The organism is Mesonia maritima (assembly GCF_042433895.1).
GTDB lineage: Bacteria > Bacteroidota > Bacteroidia > Flavobacteriales > Flavobacteriaceae > Mesonia > Mesonia maritima.
Genome location: NZ_JBHLUA010000003.1, coordinates 243441 through 260799, shown reverse-complemented (window position 1 = coordinate 260799; position 17359 = coordinate 243441). Strand labels below are relative to the sequence as shown.

The window sequence follows — 17359 nt, the reverse complement described above, 5'->3', positions numbered from 1 at the left end:
AATTTACAAAAACATAATTAAAAGTACGAAAATTTACCCCAATAAATATGTACAAATTAACTGAGAAAGATAATAGAGAAATTCATCACATTCAGTTTAATAAAGAAATTAATCCCTACGGGATATGTGTAAATAAGATAGAATATGAAGAAGATGCGAGCCGAATAGCAAAAATTTATAGGACTTCATTTTATAGAATGATATGGGTTTGTAAAGGAAGTGTTTCTGTAGAATTAGATATGAATACAGTTGAATTAACAAAAGACCATTGTTTATTCATTGGGAAAAACCAAGTCTTTAAGCTCAAGAATTATAAACATTTTGATGCTTATATTGTGGATTTTACAGAAAGTTTTTATGCCAGAACCCAGTTGGATAGTGAACTTCTTCATCAGAGTAACCTTTTTAATAATAAGAAAGGAGTGGTGAAACTTTACTTAGAAGATCCTTATAAAGAGATATTGATTCGTTTTTTAGGTTTTTTCCATAATATAAGTAAAGCAAATTTCAGTCCGTTGTTATATCAATTAGCGCATAATACTGTAGAACGAATGTTGCTTTTTGCAGAATGGAATTTGCAGCAACATGAAAATAGCGAACAAATAAAATCAAATAGTAAAGGATATAGCTTATTAAATAGATTTCAAACCTTAGTAGCAAATCACTTTGTAAAAGAAAAAACAGTAGGGTTCTATGCTGATGAGCTTAAGATTAGCTCTAGAAATTTAGCTAAAATTTGTTCTACATTAAATAAACCCTCTCCCAAAAAAATAATTACCGAACGTATTATTACTGAAGCGAAGCGATTATTAAAATTTACTGACTTGAGTATTAAAGAAGTTTCGTTCCGTTTAGGTTACGAAGAGCCAAATACTTTTATAAAACTGTTTACTTCTAACGTCGGTTTAAGTCCATTAACTTTTCGCGAAAAATATCGAGATTAAACAATTTTACATCTTTTAAGTGTTAATTAAAAGTTAACGAAAATCCATAAACTGTTTTATTGAAAAACTTTAACATTTTTTAATTTAAATCAAATAATTGAAAATCAGTTAATTATGTTATTTAACAATTTTTGTCCATTAATTTAAACTGTTTTTATTGCTCTTAATCGATAAAAATTTATACTTTTGACCCATAGATAAAGTGTAAATTTAATCGATAAAGTGTTAATTAAAAATTTTACATCAATATTGTTACTTATTTTGTTGTGCAGCCAATACGGATATGCACAACAAAGTGCTGATGTAAACTTTAGTGTTAGATTAGGAGATTTTCAAAGTATTGTAGTAAATTCATCTCAAAAAAATGTCGGTGTTGAGATTAATTCGGTCAAAGAGGCTACAAACGGGAAATCTCTCGATAAACAAAACCATATTAAAGTAACGAGTACTTCAAATTATGAAATAAAAGTTTCAACATCAAGTAATCTTAAAGGAGAAAATTCAGAACTGCCTTCTAATTTAATTAAGGTAACTCCTTCTTCCGGCAGTTTTACCACTCCAAATAGTAATTTGAATTATTCACCTGTGTCATTATCATCTACAGAGCAAACTATTATTAGTTCTGGCTCTGGTGATATCGAGCGCTCTTTTAATATGAATTATTTTGTATCGGGTGCAGAAAAGCTATTAAACTCTCCTAAAGGAAATTATTCAACTACAATTTCTTACAGTATTGTTCCTAATTAGTTTTTTAAAAATCTGAATATCAGGTATTTGTGTTAATTTTGTAAAAAAGTATCGTAAAAACGTATTTTTCTACTACAAATAACCTTTTTCATCGTCATATATTTGCATCGTTAATTAAAACACTTTGACCGATGAAAAAATTAATAAACACTTTATTTGTAACTTTTGGACTTTTAGCCTCAGTATCAACTTTTGCTCAGAATTCATCTGACGATACTGAATTAACTGTAAATATTGGAGAAAGCTATTCTATTGAAGTTAACCAAGCAACGGTAGCTATTGATATGAATTTACCTTCTCACTTTACAGGGGGAAATGAGTCTGGCGTTCAAGATAACCACGTAAAAGTTACTGCAAGTGGAGCTTATTATGTAGAAGCAAAAACTTCTGGTGCAACTTTTAATGGACCTTCTGGAACTAGTACATTAGATGTAAGTAATGTTGAATTGGTATTAACAGATGGTGGAGATTTATCTGGAAATCAATCAACTTTATCAAATATAAATTCTCAGGCAACTAATTTAGCACTTTCTGTAACTGAGCAAGAAGTTGTAAATGTTGATGGTGGAGATTTAAATAGAGGTTTCGATGTAAATTATTTAATTCCTGCTGCTAATGCTTCAAATTTTTTGAACCAAGCAAATGGAAACTACACAACTACAGTAACTTATACTATAGTTCCTAACTAAGAAAAGATTTTAATTAAATTATAAATTAGACCTAATCTTTTCAGTATCTAGAATTATACTGTTATGATTAGGTCTTTTATTTGTTAACTTAAAATCTTTTTAAGGTGAACTTATTTTTAAAATCTTTAGGGTTAATAGTAGGTTTATTTCTTTTTTCTTCTCAAGTTTTTGGACAGGTTCAACAAAAAGATGAAGTAGAAATAAGTACTTATATTGGTGATGTGCGAAGCATTAAGATAAATCAGTCGCAATTTAATGTGAACTTATCGATAGATAATCTAGCACAATTAATGAATGGACAATCGCTTACACAACCCAACCATATTCAGGTAACAAGCACATCAGAATATCAAATTGAAGTAGTTGCTTCATCTGAACTACAGGGGAAAACCACTACAATTCCGGTAAACACGGTAAGTATAATTCCGAGTTTAGGGAAATCAAGTACTTATGGTAACACCATTTATTTATCGCCGGTTTCGTTATCTACAAATGAGCAAAGTATAATACAATCGTTTAGTGGAGATGTGTTAAGAACCTTTGATGTTTCCTATCACATTTCGAGTTGGGCAAAATATGTGAATGATAATCCTTCAGATACTTATAGAACTACGATTACGTATAGTATTGTAGCGAATTAAAACTGAACTATTGAAAAAATCTCATTACATATTAATGTTAAGTTTCATTTGGCTTTCTTCTTTTTCAAGTAAAGCACAAATAGGTTCTGCGGCTTCTCAGGTAAATTTAGTAGTTAATGAACTTATGTCACTTGAAATTGAACAGTCTTCGGTAATGATAAATATGAATTTACCTTCGCATTATAAATTTGGAAATAATTCCGGAATTCAGCAAAATCATGTGAAAGTAACCGCTACATCTAATTATACCTTAGCTGTTTCAGCTACAAATCAGAATTTTACACTAAATGGTTTAAATACAAATTTACCTGTCAATATTATTAAAATTGAAGCAAATACTGGAAATTTAAATCCTAATTTCAATTCGGGACAGGTCTCGATTAATTCTGGCGTTTATTTAAATGCATCACAAACTAATTTATTGAATTCCCATTCTAGTGAAACGCTACAAAGTTTTGATGTAAATTATGTAATACCCACAAGTGCTACTCCCAATTTTTTAAATATTCCGTCAGGAAATTATAAAACTACGGTGATTTATACCATAATACCTCAGTGAAATAGAGTGTTTCAATTTAAAATGTACCTTTGTTTTTATATGAGAAAATTATTTAATTATGAAAAAAGCTATTGGTTTATTAGTATTACTTCTTTTTAGTGTAACTTCAACAGTATTCGCACAAGCCGGTATTGCCGTAACCCCTGGAAGAGTTTATTATAATTTAGATCAAGGAGCCGAAGGTTCACAAGTTATTAAAGTTACTAACCCGACAAATACCGAATTAGAAATTGGAGTTTCCTTTAGCGACTGGAATTATTTACCTTCTGGAAGTAATAATATTAAAGAAGCCGGCACGCTAGAAAATTCTTGTACAGATTGGCTTCAAATATTACCCGATACTTATTTTGTCTTAGAAGCCGGCGAAACTAAAAATGTAGAAGTAGCAATGAAAGTTCCTGCTGATGTAGATAAAACTTTACCGGTTAGAACTTCCATGATATTTTTTACACAGTTAAATCCTGGAAAGGCGCAAGATCAAGAAGGCGCTTCTATTCAAGTAACCGTAAGAATGGGTGTGAAAATTTACCATTCTTTCAACACACAATCTTCTAGCGAATTAGAAATTGTAGATTTTAAAAATTATAAAGACGAACAGGAGAATAAAATTGTTCAAATAAACGTAAAAAACAGCGGAGATATTTGGACAAGCGGAACGGTAGAGTGGGAGATTTTCAATAAAAATACAGGAAAAACCCAAACCTTAGCTAAGAAAGAATTTCATACCTTACCGAACGATTTACGGGAAATAAAACAAATTTTACCCGAAGATTTAAAAAGTGGAGATTACACCATTTCAGCAATTTTAACCTATGGCGATAGCGATACTATTAATATCGCCGAGTTAGACTTTTCATTATAAAATTTCATGAAAAATTTCCCCCAATACATATTTTTACTTTTTTTAATTTTTGGTTTTAAAGCTAGTTCATTAGCGCAGGGAAATTCACAAATTTCGCTCGCTGCTGAAGATGGCGGGCAACTTCAGTTTAATACGAATAGCGAATTGGCTAACGGAAAAAATTACCCCAATCAAGTTAGAGCGAGAATTCAAAAATATAATGGAACTAATAACACAAATTATTGGAAACTTACCGTTCGCTTAGCCAGCGATTTTTATCATCAAAACGGAAATTATAGTGTAGATGCTTCTCACGCAAAACTTATTTTTAATCAAGAAAGTAATTATAGTACCAATAATCAATTAATTAATCCTTCAAATGTTCCCGTTCCGTTAAATAAATTTAATGAAGTTTCCCTCATTGAAAGTAACGTTCCTTTAAATACACAAACCCATCGAACCTTCAGTTTTAATTTTTATGTTGAAGGCGGAACACATTTATTAACGATTCCTAATGGGATTTACCAGACTGCTTATGAATTTCGTCTCTACGGAAAACAAAATTTAAGCGATAATTATACGTTAATAGACAATTTTACAACCGGTCAAATTGCACGTTTTCACATAAACTATAACGGAAATTACGGAACGCAAAGCATTTCTTTACAAAATTCAGCTAATGTATTTAATTTCAATTTTTCTACGGCTACCGATTATGCCAACGGAAAATCTAAAACCATTAATCAAGGTTTAAAAATTACGAGTTACAATACACATCAAATTTTGGTAAAAACTTCTAATAGCGTGTTTACCTCTTCAACTTCTTCCGCGACAATTCCGGTTTCAAAATTAAAAGTAAATGTAAATTTAAGCTCGCCCGAAAATAATGTGCAAACTTTCGGACCTTTAAGTTTATCGGCTACAGATCAGGTTCTTATCGAGCGTTCTGCAACCTGGCCGCAAACTTTACTATACGATCTTGAATTCTCGATTCCACCAAATGCTTTGCAAGCAGAAGATATTCAGCATGGCGGGACTTTTAGCGCTTACGTTTTTTTTACAATTGCTCCTAACTAGCAAAACTGAAGTTTCATGCAAAAGCAGCAAGGCTTTTCCATTTTTTTTGCCTTCATTTTTTTCAACTTAACGTTTGGGCAAAGCAATATTTCCTTTGAACTTTCAGAGAAAAAACTGCAAGCTTCTAACGGTGAGATTGTGAGCTTTTATGTAAAGTTGGTCAATTACGAAAATGAAGAAAAAAACGTTTTTGTTGATTTTAAGTATGACGAGCAAAGTATTCGTTTAGCTAATACAAAAGAATCTGCTTATTCTTTATATGCGCGTGATAGTATTTTTATTCCCATTAAAGGAATTATTGCTCAACGTGCCGAAGCGGGAAAAACTACTTTAATTGAAGCGAATTTATTAAATGCTGAAAAGCAATTATTGCATTCAGAAAAAATTTCAGTAAATGTTGAAGAACGAAAAATGATTCGTTTTTACCTGAACAATGAAAATTTAATTTTCGAAAATATTGGCGATACGCTTTCCTATGAAGTAAGAATCGATAACCTCGGCAATACAAAACAGCGCATAAATTTATTATCTCGATTTCCTAAAACGCCAACTTCAGATCAATTAGAGCGCAAAAGAATTGAAATTGAATCTTTTCACGATACCATTATAAAACTCACGCAAATTGTCGATAAAAAAATGTTGAAGCTTGATGATTTTGAAATTTCACTGAAAGCTTTATATGATAACGGCGATATTTTTGGAACGGGAAGAATTCACGTAAATTCTGTAAAACAATCGCGACGTTATCAAGAAGATTTAAAACAGTATGACCCGAATAGTTTTGCGCAAAATAATATTGTAAGTTTCAGCGGACAAAAAAGTAGAGATAATTATCAATATTTTTTTTATGCGAATAATCAATTTCAGTTAAAAAAGGGAACCATTCAATCGAATATCGATTTGAATTGGTGGCAAACCAACGAGCTATTATTGGTGAGAAACACCTGGGTAAAATACGATTCTGATCACATTGGCGTGAAAGCGGGAAATTTATTTCGTTCAGATGTGGTAAATTTAATTGGGCGTGGAGTAGAAGGTTATTATAAAGATAATCATGATAATCGATTAGAAATTGGCGGTTTAAACAAATCTTATACGTTAATAAATAATACACAAAATTCTTACGGAAACGCGGGTTGGGTAGATTTTTCTAGAAAAGGCGGTTGGCTAAAAGATGGTTACAATGTGAGTATGATTTATGATGACGATCCTAATCAAGATTACAAATTGTATATCGGAACTGCGCAAACCAATATTATAAATAAAGAAAAATTAAAACTGAAAGCGAGTACTTCGGTAAGCAGAAGTGAATTACATTCTAACGATAGTATTTCTAAAGATGGCGCTGCGGCAGAACTTATCTTTTTCGCTAAAAAGGGAAGATTTACGTTCAATAGTAATAATTACGCTAGTTCGGGTTATTACGCAGGATTACGAAAAGGAGCTTTAAATTTTACTGAACGCTTAACTTATAATGCCGATAAATTTAATTTTTGGGGATTGTATAATTATTTGCGTTTCGACCCAAAGCAACTAAATCCTGATTATTTTACATTACGTGATTTTACTACAGTTCAATATAGTTTAGGAGTTTCTAGAAGAATGAAAAAATTTTCTATTTCATTAGTTCCTAATTATTATATAGAAGAACGAAGCGGTTTATTAGGTAGTGGAACTAATCTTGAAAAACACCAATTAAAAGCGAAACGAGTTTCTATAAACGCAAGTTATAACGACGCCATAAGTCAACAAAATATTTCATTTAATTGGGAAGGCGGTTATTATTCAACCGATTTAACTAACGAAGAAAAACCGCATTTTAAATTCAATTTAAATTATAATTGGAAATTTTTTAATCTCAGTGCTTATTATCAATACAATAGTTTTTTCTTAGGGGAAGTTTTCTCTAAAATCCGTTTTAATACCACCGATAAATATGAAATTTTAAACCTCGTCCCAACGTTGCAAAAAAGTTTTTTCGATAATAAACTACAAATTCGCGGTGGTGTTTCCTATACGTCAAGCACTTTTACCGATCCTTATTTACAATTAAACGGAAGAATAGATTACCAACTTCCGGCAAATTTCAATGTTTATTTTTCAACCTTTATGAGTGACTTTTCAACCAGTTATTATAATACATCAACTATGCAATTTGGCGTAATTAAGCGTTTTTCGAAGTTGAAAATTGATGAGAAAAGACACGATTTAAAAGTTTACGTTTATTATAATAATCAGAACGATAGTTTAGTGCGAAAACCAGCGGCGGGAGAATTATTGTTGGTAAATGGAAAAGCGTTTAGAACTAATGACAAAGGAATGATTCGTTACAAACGTTTACCGGAAGATTCGTATAATATTCATATTTTTAATACAAAAGAATGGTACGCCGCAGACCAAACTGTCGATCTAATTGATGATACCGAAATAATTATCGGAATGGATAAAACCGTTACCGTAAAAGGAAATGTAAGCTACAAATCTTCAGAATTAAGTTATAACGTACCGCGTGAACTTTCCAGTTTAACGGTGACTTTAATTAACCAAAAAGGCGAAACTTTTAAAGCAAAAACCGATGCTCGAGGAAACTTTAGAGTTTACGTTCCTGAAGGTAAATATAAAGCTTCTATAGAAATGTATAATAGCGCAAGTCGCGTAGAAACTATCGGGCAAAACCAAACGCTAGAGGCTAAAACGGGCGAATTAAAAAATATAAGTTTTACCTTTAAAGTACGCGATCGTAAAGTAGAACGGAAAAAATTTAAATCTAGTGGCTTTTAAATGTTAGACTTTTTTTCGGTTTCTCACTACAGCGAAAAGAAAAATAAATAAAGTTAAAAACTGAGCGATTCGCGCAATATAATCGCCAAAGCGAACATAAAAAGTTTTCTCATTATTTAGCTGAACATTTCCTTTTAAGCTTCCACGTTTTTCATAACCAAGCGATTGTGTAATTTCTCCTTTCTGATTTATAAACGCTGAAATTCCTGTATTTGCGCTTCTCACCACATCGCGTCTTGTCTCAATTGCCCGCAAACGCGCGTAACTTAAATGTTGTTTATGTCCTTGCGTATTTCCCCACCAAGCATCGTTCGTGATAATACTTAAAAACTCGGCGCCGTTTTTTACATAACCTGTTACATATTCGCCATAAACCGACTCGTAACAAATAATAGGAGCTACTTTAGCTGAATTTGATAACGTGAAAACTTCGCGGTTAGGTTGTGTAGTTTTCATCGCTACGGTTCCGCCAAGATCGATCATTATGTTTCCTAAAATAGGTTTTAAAGTAGATTGATAGGGGAAATTTTCTACACCAACCACTAATTTTGATTTATGGTAAAGTTGCTCTTCAGAAGTAGTATTCAATAAAAAAGCTGAATTATAATCGTTAAACCAAATACCTTCTTGATAAAAGTTAGATTGCGGCGTAATATTTTCTTCCTCGTAAATGGTATCGACAAATGAAATTCCGCTTAAAAAATTGAGGTTTTTATTTTTTAGGCTAATCTCTTTTCCGTAGAAATAAGCGTTCGATTGTTTAAATTTTTTCAATTGCGTTCCGTTTGCAAAAACAGTTTCAGGAGCAACAACTAAGGACGTATTATTACTTACTTTTTCTGCTGAAAGTTGCGTTAATAATTCGCCAATTCTACGATCATTCGTGTTGTATTTTTCGGTATACGGATTTATGTTGGGTTGTAAAATAACAGCTTCTAACGACGAATTTTTATCAATTTCATACGCGTCATAAATCATAAAAGAAACCCCTATCGGAAGAAGAATGAGAATTAAATTTTTTAAAATCCCGCGGTATAAAATTCCTTTTTCTCGATATTGAACGTAAAGTAAAAAAGATTTAAAAATGCTGAAGTTTACAAAAAGCACCCAAAGCGTTCCGCCAAAAGTTCCTGTATATTCGTACCACTGGATCCAAGAATAATATTCAGAAAATCCATTTCCCAAATTTAGCCACGGCCAAGAAAATTCCCAACCTAAATGAAGTTTTTCGAAACAAATCCATAAACTGATAAAAAAAGTTGCACCGGCTAAAAAATTAACGCGTTTGGCAATTAAATGATAAATTAAAAAAACCAAACTCATTAATAAGCTGTTGGCTAAAACGGCAAACCACATTCCGAAAGGCGTTGAAAAATAAAGCCAATTTGTAGTAATAATATTCCATGTCAAAAAACTGAGGTAGCTTAAGGCGAAAATTTTTAACCCTCGTTTGTGAACTTCTTTAGTACGAAGTTGAAATTCTGCTAATAATAGTGGAACAAAACCTAAAAATAATAAAGCCGGAAAACCATAGGTTGGCCAACCGAGCGCGAGTAAAATTCCGGTAATAAGGGCAAGAATAAAATATTTCATGCGAGGTTTTTGAGTGATTTCAAAAATAATAAAGCTAGGATGAAAATTACGATTTTATTGAAATTATCTAAAAATACTCCAATCTACCTTTAATGAAAAAACATTAGAATATAAAGCAACGCTTTGATCGCCAATATCAGTAAACGCGTAATCTACATGAATTCCTTTGTATTTAAAACCAACTCCAAAACCAGGTTGAAAACCTACGCGGTAATCGCCGTTAAATTGTTCTACATTTTGAAAATTACCAACGCCGCCGCGTAAATAAACTAAATCTATATAACCGATTTCAAAACCAAGTGCCGGCGAAACGCTCACCGCGCTGGTAGAAATTAAATCGTTGGTTTCAGCAAAGCGCATATTTAAATCTACTTCAGTTTTAAAATCGAAATCGTGGCGAATGGTAAAAGTTTTTGCTAAACCTACTTGTAATTTTGGAAGTGTAATTTCTGTAGTTTCAGGAAGTTTTTGATTTTCTCCCGGAACCGCATTTTGTATCGTTTTAAATTCATCTTCATCTATATTCCACGTGTTATAAGTTGTGGTAATATCGCGTGCCATTGCACCAAATTGCCAGTTATTTCCGGCATCAAATTGAATTCCGACATCAAAACCGAATCCCCAAGAAGTGGCAAAATCACCAATAATTCTTCGAATTACTTTAGCGTTTACACCATAGGTAAAACCATCTAGCGGTAATTTTCTGGCGTAAGAAAAAGTAAAGGCGTAATCTGCTGCTGAAAAAAGACTAATTCTATTGTAATCTATATTTCCTTGTTCATCGATAAGTTGTGTGGTGTTTAAAATATCATCGACCCCGAAGCGAATAACACTAAAACCAACCGCGCTTTTATCATCTAACGGCATTGCGCCGGCTAAATAATCGTAATTGGCAATATTTGCGAAATAACTCGCGTGCATTAAGCCAATTTCGTTGTCTCCCATTTTTACTAAACCTGCGGGATTCCAATAGCCAGAATTTACATCGCCCGTGGTTGCAGTAACGGCATTTGCCATTCCAAAAGCTGCAGCATCGACTCCAATATTCAAAAATTCATTTGAATATTTTCGAACGCTTTGAGCTGAAACCGTCAAAATGTTTAGAAAAAAAATGAATAGAAGTAAATTTCTCACCAAGCTTAAATTTTGCGCAAATATCTTTATTATTTTACAATATAACTTTAATTATACCGAGTTATTGCCTAAAAATGTAAAGTGTAGTTCTAGTTTTGTATTTTAGCATATCTTAAAAACCTGTTGCTAAATGCTAAAAAAACATATTCCGAACATTATTACCTTATTAAACTTACTTTGCGGAAGTATTGGGGTTATTCTGGCTGTTCAAAATAATTTGATAACCGCAGCTTTATTTGTAGGTCTCGGTATTTTCTTTGATTTTTTTGATGGGTTAGCTGCTCGTAGTTTAGACGTACAAAGTGAAATAGGCTTACAATTAGATTCGTTAGCCGATATGGTTACTAGTGGTTTAGTACCGGGAATTGTAATGTTTCAATTATTGAATAATGCTATTGAATATCAACCTGAAACGGCAGTAGTAGATTGGTCGGCTACCAATTATTTAAGTTTCGATATGCCAATTTTACCGTTATTAGGTTTATTAATAAGTTTAGGTTCTGGCTATCGCTTAGCAAAATTTAATGTAGATGAACGCCAAACCGATTCGTTTATAGGTTTGCCCACGCCGGCAAATGCAATTTTAATTCTTAGTCTTCCATTAATTTTAGCTTTTCAGCCTCATCCTTTTGCGGTTGAACTTATTTTAAATCAATGGGTTTTAATAGGCTTAACTATTTTTAGCGCTATTATTTTGAATGCTGAATTACCGTTATTCGCTTTAAAATTTAAAACTTGGGGCGTGAAGGAAAATTGGTTTCGCTACGGATTTTTACTCTTGGCTTTAATTTTATTAGTTACCTTACAGTATCTAGCCCTACCAATATTAATTATTAGCTATGTACTTTTATCAATAATTTTATCGGGAAAAAATAAGAAAGCGTAATTTATTTAAGCTTTTTGAGTTCTTCCAACAGTGAAATAAATAAGCGATCCGGGAAGATGGAAGAAAAATACTATAAAAAACCAATAGAGTTTTTTGTTTCTTCTTAAATTACTTTTTGCAATATCAAAAGCGGCAATTACACTTGGGATAAAGCTTAGAATAAATGCAGTAATTAATATGTTGCTGAGGAAAGGATTCATTCGCTGAAAATTTTATTTATTGAAATAATTTTTTCTTCCGAAGTTCGAAATTCTGACCAAGATATACTTTTCTAACCATTTCATCTGCGGCTAATTCTTCCGGTTGACCGTGTTTTAGAATACTTCCTTCAAACATTAAATAAGTTCTGTCAGTAATTGCTAAGGTTTCTTGGACGTTATGATCGGTAATTAAAATCCCAATATTTTTATTTTTAAGTTGCGCTACAATTCGTTGAATATCTTCTACCGCTACGGGGTCTACACCGGCAAAAGGTTCATCTAATAAAATAAATTTTGGATCGGTCGCTAAAGCGCGGGCAATTTCAGTTCTTCTTCGTTCACCACCCGATAATAAATCGCCTCGACTTTTACGAATATGACCTAAACTGAATTCTTCAATTAAACTTTCCATTTTTTCTTCACGCTCTTTTTTAGAAAGGGAAGTGAGTTCTAAAACACTCATAATATTATCTTCAATACTCAACTTTCTAAAAACTGAAGCTTCTTGCGCAAGATAACCGATTCCGTTTTGAGCCCGTTTGTACATCGGAAATTTGGTAATATCAGATTTATCTAGATAAATTTTACCGGAATTTGGTTTAATAAGGCCAACAATCATATAAAAAGAAGTAGTTTTTCCGGCGCCGTTTGGTCCTAAAAGTCCAACGATTTCTCCTTGGTTTACTTCAACTGAAACGCCTTTTACAACTTTTCTGCCTTTATATGCTTTTACAAGATTGTCTGCTTTTAATTTCATAGATAGTTATCAAAAAAATTAGAAGTGAATTTTATTCTTCAGCTTCGGAATGTTCTTTTTTCTGCTCTAAGATTTCCCAATATTCAAATGCTCTTCTTAAATGCGGAATGACGATTGTTCCACCAATTAATGTGCCAATACTTAAGGTTTCTACAACTTGCTCACGCGTTACACCAGATTTGTAGCTCGATTCTAAATGATATTTTACACAATCATCGCAGCGTAAAACCACCGAAGCAATTAGTCCTAAAAGTTCTTTGGTATTTTTATCTAACGCTCCTTCCGTAAAAGAATTGGTATCTAAATTAAAAATTCGTTTTAATACTTTATTGTTTTCGCCTAGAATTTTATCGTTCATTTTCTGGCGGTAGGCATTAAACTCATCTACTTTATCGATCATTTCTTACTCCTTTTTTGTTAATTGATTTCTAAGTTCTCTTTCGTTGCCTTTTTAAAACTATTCTGGAAATAAAAATACTTATTTCGTATAAAATTAATACCGGAATTGATACAATTACTTGACTAGCAATATCTGGCGGCGTAATTACTGCGGAAACAATTAAAATTCCAACTAAAGCAAATTTTCTATACTTTTTTAAAGCTTCCGGTGTTACAACGCCTAATTTTGTAAGTAAGAAAATAACTATGGGAAGTTCAAAAACTATCCCGCTGGCAAGAGCAGAAGTTCGTACCAAGCCCATATAACTACTTAAGTCGATATCATTAAAAACTTCTTCGCTTACTTGATAACTCCCTAAGAAATTAATCGAGAGCGGAGCTACAATATAATATCCAAAAAGAACGCCTATAAAAAATAATAAAGATGAAATTATGATGAAACCTTTTGAGGCTTTGCGTTCATTTTCGTGTAACGCGGGAGAAAGAAATCGCCAAAATTCATATAAAATATAAGGAAAAGCAATAATGAAACCTGCGGTAATTGCGGTCCACATATGTGCGCTAAACTGTCCCGCCATGGTTCTACTTTGTATTCTAAACGGAATTTCTGTAAAACAAAAACTTTCATCTAAGCTTAAAAATTGAGCAGCTCTGCACAGGATATCATACGTAACAAAATCTGCTTTTTTAGGTCCGAATAAAACAACATCAAAAATAAAACCTTTTGCTAAAAAGGCTATTCCGGCAGCAATTACCACTGCTATTGTAGATCGTATAAGATGCCACCTTAATTCTTCAAGATGGTCGAGAAAAGACATTTCATCGGCACTTTTTTTAACTTTTTTTGCCATACTATATAATTCCTTCTTTTATTAAATTATGAAGGTGCACAATACCTTTATATTTTCCGTTTTCTTCAGCAATTAATTGAGAGATTTCATTTTTCTCCAACAAATCGATCGCATCAACAGCCATCGCATTATTCGAAATTAGTTTAGGGTTTTTTCCCATAATATCTTTTGCGGTTAATTCTGAGAAATCGATGTTTTTAGAAAGCATTCTTCTTAAATCTCCATCGGTTATAATTCCCACAATTTTATCGTTATCAATTACCGCAGTTACTCCAAGCATTTTTTCAGAAATTTCTACAATTACTTGATTAATCTTCGTATTTGGAGTGACTTTTGGTTTTTTATTTTCTGAAGTAATATCACTAATTCGTAAATATAATTTTTTTCCTAAAGCGCCACCGGGGTGATATTTTGCAAAATCTTTACTGGTAAATCCTTTTAAATGCAACAGGCAAACCGCAAGCGCATCGCCAATAACTAATTGCGCTGTTGTACTTGTGGTGGGAGCTAAATTATTAGGACAAGCTTCTTCTTCAATATAAGCATTGAGTACAAAATCTGCTTGTGTTCCTAAAAAAGATTCTTTATTCCCTGTAATGGCAATGAGTTTATTTTTAAAATTTTTAATAAGCGGAACCAAGACTTTAATTTCTGGTGTATTTCCACTTTTAGAAATACAAATCACAACATCTTCTTCTTGTATCGTTCCTAAATCGCCGTGAATCGCATCTGCAGCATGCATAAAAATTGCAGGCGTTCCGGTAGAATTTAATGTCGCTACAATTTTAGTAGCAATAATTGCACTTTTGCCAATTCCTGTAATAATTACCCTACCTTTGGAGTTATAGATATATTCAACGGCATCGGAAAATTCTTGATCTAATAAATTTTTGAGATTTTCAACAGCTTTTGCTTCGTTGGAAATTGTTTCTTTTGCAACCGAAAGTATGTTGTTTTGAAGCATTAATTTTGTAATATTTGAATTTGTAAGTACTAAAGAAATATGTATCTTTAGTATGACAAAGGTATGTAAAATTGTAACATAAAAAATCAGTTTGACAGAAATCGATTTACACCACGAATTAAAAAAATATTTTGGTTTTAGCCAATTTAAAGGATTACAAGAAGAAGTAATTAAAAGTATTGTCGCAAACGAAAATACGTTTGTAATCATGCCAACAGGAGGCGGTAAGTCGCTATGCTACCAACTTCCTGCGCTTATAAAAGAAGGAACCGCCATTGTGGTTTCTCCACTTATCGCGTTAATGAAAAATCAGGTAGATGCTATTCGCGGAATTTCATCTGAACACGGCGTTGCGCATGTTTTAAATTCTTCTTTGAACAAAACCGAAGTAAAACAAGTAAAAGCAGATATTTCTAACGGAATAACAAAACTGCTTTACGTTGCGCCCGAATCGCTTACAAAAGAAGAACATATAGATTTTCTTAAAAAGGAAAATATTTCTTTTTTAGCGATTGATGAAGCTCATTGTATTTCAGAATGGGGTCACGATTTTAGACCCGAATACCGAAATTTAAGAAGAATTATCGGTAGAATTGGAGATAATATTCCCATAATTGCGTTAACAGCAACCGCTACACCAAAAGTACAAGAAGATATTCTTAAAAACTTAGGCGTAACTGATGCAAATACATTTAAAGCTTCTTTTAACCGACCGAATTTATATTATGAAATTCGTCCAAAAACGGCCAATGTCGATGCCGATATTATTCGTTTTGTAAAACAGAATTCAGGAAAAAGCGGAATTATTTACTGCTTAAGCCGAAAAAAGGTTGAAGAATTAGCTCAAACACTTCAAGTAAATGGTGTTTCGGCGATTCCTTATCATGCAGGTTTAGATGCTAAAACACGCGCGAAACATCAAGACATGTTCTTAATGGAAGATGCCGATGTTGTGGTCGCTACAATTGCCTTCGGAATGGGAATCGATAAACCCGATGTACGTTTTGTAATTCATCATGATATTCCAAAAAGTATCGAAAGTTATTATCAAGAAACCGGTAGAGCGGGAAGAGATGGCGGTGAAGGTCATTGCCTCGCCTTTTACGCCTATAAAGATATCGAAAAGCTCGAAAAATTTATGAGCGGCAAACCGGTAGCCGAACAAGAAGTTGGGCATGCACTTTTGCAAGAAGTAGTTGCTTATGCAGAAACTTCTATGTCTCGTAGAAAATTTATTCTTCATTATTTTGGAGAAGATTTCGATGATACAACCGGCGAAGGAGCCGATATGGATGATAATGTAAGAAATCCAAAGAAAAAACACGAAGCAAAAGAAGAAGTTGAGTTATTGCTGAAAACCGTAAAAGCAACCAATCAACTTTATAAAAGTAAAGAAGTAGTTAATACCTTAATTGGAAAATCTAACGCTTTAATAAAATCCCATAAAACCGATGAAAATGCGCTTTTTGGAAAAGGAAAAAATAAAGACGCTAATTTCTGGATGGCATTAATTCGTCAAGTATTGGTTGATGGAATGTTGCGTAAAGATATTGAAACCTACGGTGTAATTAAGTTAACAAAAAAAGGAGAAGAATTCTTACAAAATCCTTCTTCATTTATGATGACCGAAGATCATATTTATGATACCGATGATGCTGAAAATATAATTACTCCCAAGAAAGGCGGCGGGTCTGCAGACGATAGATTAATGAAAATGCTTAAAGATCTTCGAAAAAAAGTAGCGAAGAAAAAAGAAGTTCCGCCATTTGTAGTTTTTCAAGATCCGTCTTTAGAAGATATGGCTGTAAAATATCCTATCACAATGCAAGAATTAATTAATATTCATGGTGTTGGAGAAGGGAAAGCCAAAAAATACGGACGTGAGTTTCTTCAACTTATTGAAAGTTATGTAGCCGATAATGACATTACCCGTCCAGACGATTTAGTGGTGAAATCTACCGGTGCCAATAGTGCGTTAAAACTTTACATTATTCAAAATGTAGACCGAAAATTGCCGCTTACTGATATTGCAGATGCAAAAGGAATGGAAATGAGCGATTTCATAAAAGAAATGGAAGCTATTGTATATAGTGGAACCAAACTTAACATTTCCTATTGGATCGATGAAATTCTAGATGAAGAACAACAAGAAGATTTACACGAATATTTTCTAGATTCTGAAACCGATAATGTAGAAGAAGCCATGGAAGAGTTTGATGGTGAATTTGAAGATGAAGAAATAAGACTTTATCGAATTAAATTTATAAGTGATGTCGCTAACTAAATTTAAAAATCC

The 17359-nt window shown here is 32.7% G+C and carries 17 protein-coding genes; 10 read left to right on the top strand and 7 right to left on the bottom strand.

Going from position 1 to position 17359, the window contains the following annotated elements; translation table 11 throughout:
* The first annotated feature begins 47 nt into the window (after positions 1-47).
* The 8 genes from ACFFGL_RS02205 to ACFFGL_RS02170 all read left to right on the top strand — a co-directional run bounded on the left by ACFFGL_RS02205 (position 48) and on the right by ACFFGL_RS02170 (position 8279).
* Positions 48-944 carry a helix-turn-helix domain-containing protein gene (locus tag ACFFGL_RS02205; protein ID WP_309727392.1) on the top strand — a complete coding sequence of 299 codons (897 nt, stop codon included), beginning with the start codon at positions 48-50 and terminating at the stop codon, positions 942-944.
* Positions 945-1166: 222 nt separating this feature from the next.
* Positions 1167-1691, top strand: coding sequence for a hypothetical protein (locus tag ACFFGL_RS02200; RefSeq protein ID WP_309727391.1), 525 nt, complete (start codon positions 1167-1169; stop codon positions 1689-1691).
* A 131-nt stretch (positions 1692-1822) separates the two neighbouring features.
* Entirely contained in the window at positions 1823-2380 is a 558-nt protein-coding gene (locus ACFFGL_RS02195) for a hypothetical protein (RefSeq protein WP_309727390.1), read from the top strand.
* 104 nt (positions 2381-2484) lie between these two features.
* The gene (locus ACFFGL_RS02190; RefSeq protein ID WP_309727389.1) at positions 2485-3021 is read left to right on the top strand and encodes a hypothetical protein; all 537 of its coding nucleotides are present in this window, start codon (positions 2485-2487) and stop codon (positions 3019-3021) included.
* A 34-nt stretch (positions 3022-3055) separates the two neighbouring features.
* The gene (locus ACFFGL_RS02185; protein ID WP_378927877.1) at positions 3056-3580 is read left to right on the top strand and encodes a hypothetical protein; all 525 of its coding nucleotides are present in this window, start codon (positions 3056-3058) and stop codon (positions 3578-3580) included.
* A 58-nt stretch (positions 3581-3638) separates the two neighbouring features.
* On the top strand, positions 3639-4442 hold the full coding sequence (locus tag ACFFGL_RS02180; RefSeq protein ID WP_309727387.1) for a fimbrial biogenesis chaperone: 804 nt from the start codon (positions 3639-3641) through the stop codon (positions 4440-4442).
* 6 nt (positions 4443-4448) lie between these two features.
* Positions 4449-5498: a hypothetical protein gene (locus ACFFGL_RS02175; protein WP_309727386.1), complete on the top strand. Its 1050-nt coding sequence runs from the start codon at positions 4449-4451 to the stop codon at positions 5496-5498.
* A gap of 15 nt (positions 5499-5513) precedes the next feature.
* Positions 5514-8279: a hypothetical protein gene (locus ACFFGL_RS02170; protein WP_309727385.1), complete on the top strand. Its 2766-nt coding sequence runs from the start codon at positions 5514-5516 to the stop codon at positions 8277-8279.
* A 3-nt stretch (positions 8280-8282) separates the two neighbouring features.
* Here ACFFGL_RS02170 and lnt read toward each other — a convergent pair whose 3' ends face one another.
* Both lnt and ACFFGL_RS02160 read right to left on the bottom strand, forming a co-directional pair.
* Positions 8283-9872: an apolipoprotein N-acyltransferase gene (gene lnt, locus ACFFGL_RS02165; RefSeq protein WP_309727384.1), complete on the bottom strand. Its 1590-nt coding sequence runs from the start codon at positions 9870-9872 to the stop codon at positions 8283-8285.
* A 63-nt stretch (positions 9873-9935) separates the two neighbouring features.
* Positions 9936-11006 (bottom strand): putative type IX sorting system protein PorV2, encoded by a 1071-nt coding sequence (locus tag ACFFGL_RS02160; RefSeq protein ID WP_445352046.1) that lies wholly within the window; start codon positions 11004-11006, stop codon positions 9936-9938.
* Between the two features lie 130 nt (positions 11007-11136).
* Here ACFFGL_RS02160 and ACFFGL_RS02155 point away from each other — a divergent pair, with 130 nt between their 5' ends.
* Complete coding sequence (locus tag ACFFGL_RS02155; RefSeq protein ID WP_309727382.1) at positions 11137-11892, top strand: CDP-alcohol phosphatidyltransferase family protein; 756 nt, start codon at positions 11137-11139, stop codon at positions 11890-11892.
* Between the two features lie 5 nt (positions 11893-11897).
* On the opposite strand, the gene ACFFGL_RS02150 is transcribed toward ACFFGL_RS02155, so the two are convergent.
* From ACFFGL_RS02150 to ACFFGL_RS02130, 5 genes are read right to left on the bottom strand one after another with little or no spacing between them, the layout of a single operon-like run.
* Positions 11898-12092: a PLDc N-terminal domain-containing protein gene (locus tag ACFFGL_RS02150; protein ID WP_374708751.1), complete on the bottom strand. Its 195-nt coding sequence runs from the start codon at positions 12090-12092 to the stop codon at positions 11898-11900.
* 16 nt (positions 12093-12108) lie between these two features.
* Positions 12109-12849, bottom strand: coding sequence for an LPS export ABC transporter ATP-binding protein (lptB, locus tag ACFFGL_RS02145; RefSeq protein WP_309727381.1), 741 nt, complete (start codon positions 12847-12849; stop codon positions 12109-12111).
* 31 nt (positions 12850-12880) lie between these two features.
* A complete protein-coding gene (locus ACFFGL_RS02140; RefSeq protein WP_309727380.1) occupies positions 12881-13249 on the bottom strand; it encodes a carboxymuconolactone decarboxylase family protein in 369 nt (122 codons plus the stop codon).
* Between the two features lie 28 nt (positions 13250-13277).
* Positions 13278-14099, bottom strand: a complete 822-nt coding sequence (gene tatC, locus ACFFGL_RS02135; RefSeq protein WP_309727379.1) for a twin-arginine translocase subunit TatC — start codon at positions 14097-14099, stop codon at positions 13278-13280.
* A 1-nt stretch (position 14100) separates the two neighbouring features.
* A complete protein-coding gene (locus ACFFGL_RS02130) occupies positions 14101-15063 on the bottom strand; it encodes a KpsF/GutQ family sugar-phosphate isomerase (RefSeq protein WP_309727378.1) in 963 nt (320 codons plus the stop codon).
* Positions 15064-15148: 85 nt separating this feature from the next.
* Between ACFFGL_RS02130 and recQ the strand changes: the two genes are divergently transcribed.
* Positions 15149-17347: a DNA helicase RecQ gene (gene recQ, locus ACFFGL_RS02125; RefSeq protein ID WP_309727603.1), complete on the top strand. Its 2199-nt coding sequence runs from the start codon at positions 15149-15151 to the stop codon at positions 17345-17347.
* The last annotated feature ends 12 nt before the right edge of the window (positions 17348-17359 follow it).

Bases quoted from the DNA above. Each gene is read 5' to 3' on its own strand.
- ACFFGL_RS02170 (WP_309727385.1), top strand. From the start codon at position 5,514: ATGCAAAAGCAGCAAGGCTTTTCCATTTTTTTTGCCTTCATTTTTTTC.
- ACFFGL_RS02185 (WP_378927877.1), top strand. From the start codon at position 3,056: ATGTTAAGTTTCATTTGGCTTTCTTCTTTTTCAAGTAAAGCACAAATA.
- ACFFGL_RS02150 (WP_374708751.1), bottom strand. From the start codon at position 12,092: ATGAATCCTTTCCTCAGCAACATATTAATTACTGCATTTATTCTAAGC.
- ACFFGL_RS02130 (WP_309727378.1), bottom strand. From the start codon at position 15,063: ATGCTTCAAAACAACATACTTTCGGTTGCAAAAGAAACAATTTCCAAC.
- lnt (WP_309727384.1), bottom strand. From the start codon at position 9,872: ATGAAATATTTTATTCTTGCCCTTATTACCGGAATTTTACTCGCGCTC.
- ACFFGL_RS02175 (WP_309727386.1), top strand. From the start codon at position 4,449: ATGAAAAATTTCCCCCAATACATATTTTTACTTTTTTTAATTTTTGGT.
- lptB (WP_309727381.1), bottom strand. From the start codon at position 12,849: ATGAAATTAAAAGCAGACAATCTTGTAAAAGCATATAAAGGCAGAAAA.
- ACFFGL_RS02180 (WP_309727387.1), top strand. From the start codon at position 3,639: ATGAAAAAAGCTATTGGTTTATTAGTATTACTTCTTTTTAGTGTAACT.
- ACFFGL_RS02155 (WP_309727382.1), top strand. From the start codon at position 11,137: ATGCTAAAAAAACATATTCCGAACATTATTACCTTATTAAACTTACTT.
- ACFFGL_RS02205 (WP_309727392.1), top strand. From the start codon at position 48: ATGTACAAATTAACTGAGAAAGATAATAGAGAAATTCATCACATTCAG.
- ACFFGL_RS02140 (WP_309727380.1), bottom strand. From the start codon at position 13,249: ATGATCGATAAAGTAGATGAGTTTAATGCCTACCGCCAGAAAATGAAC.
- tatC (WP_309727379.1), bottom strand. From the start codon at position 14,099: ATGGCAAAAAAAGTTAAAAAAAGTGCCGATGAAATGTCTTTTCTCGAC.
- ACFFGL_RS02195 (WP_309727390.1), top strand. From the start codon at position 1,823: ATGAAAAAATTAATAAACACTTTATTTGTAACTTTTGGACTTTTAGCC.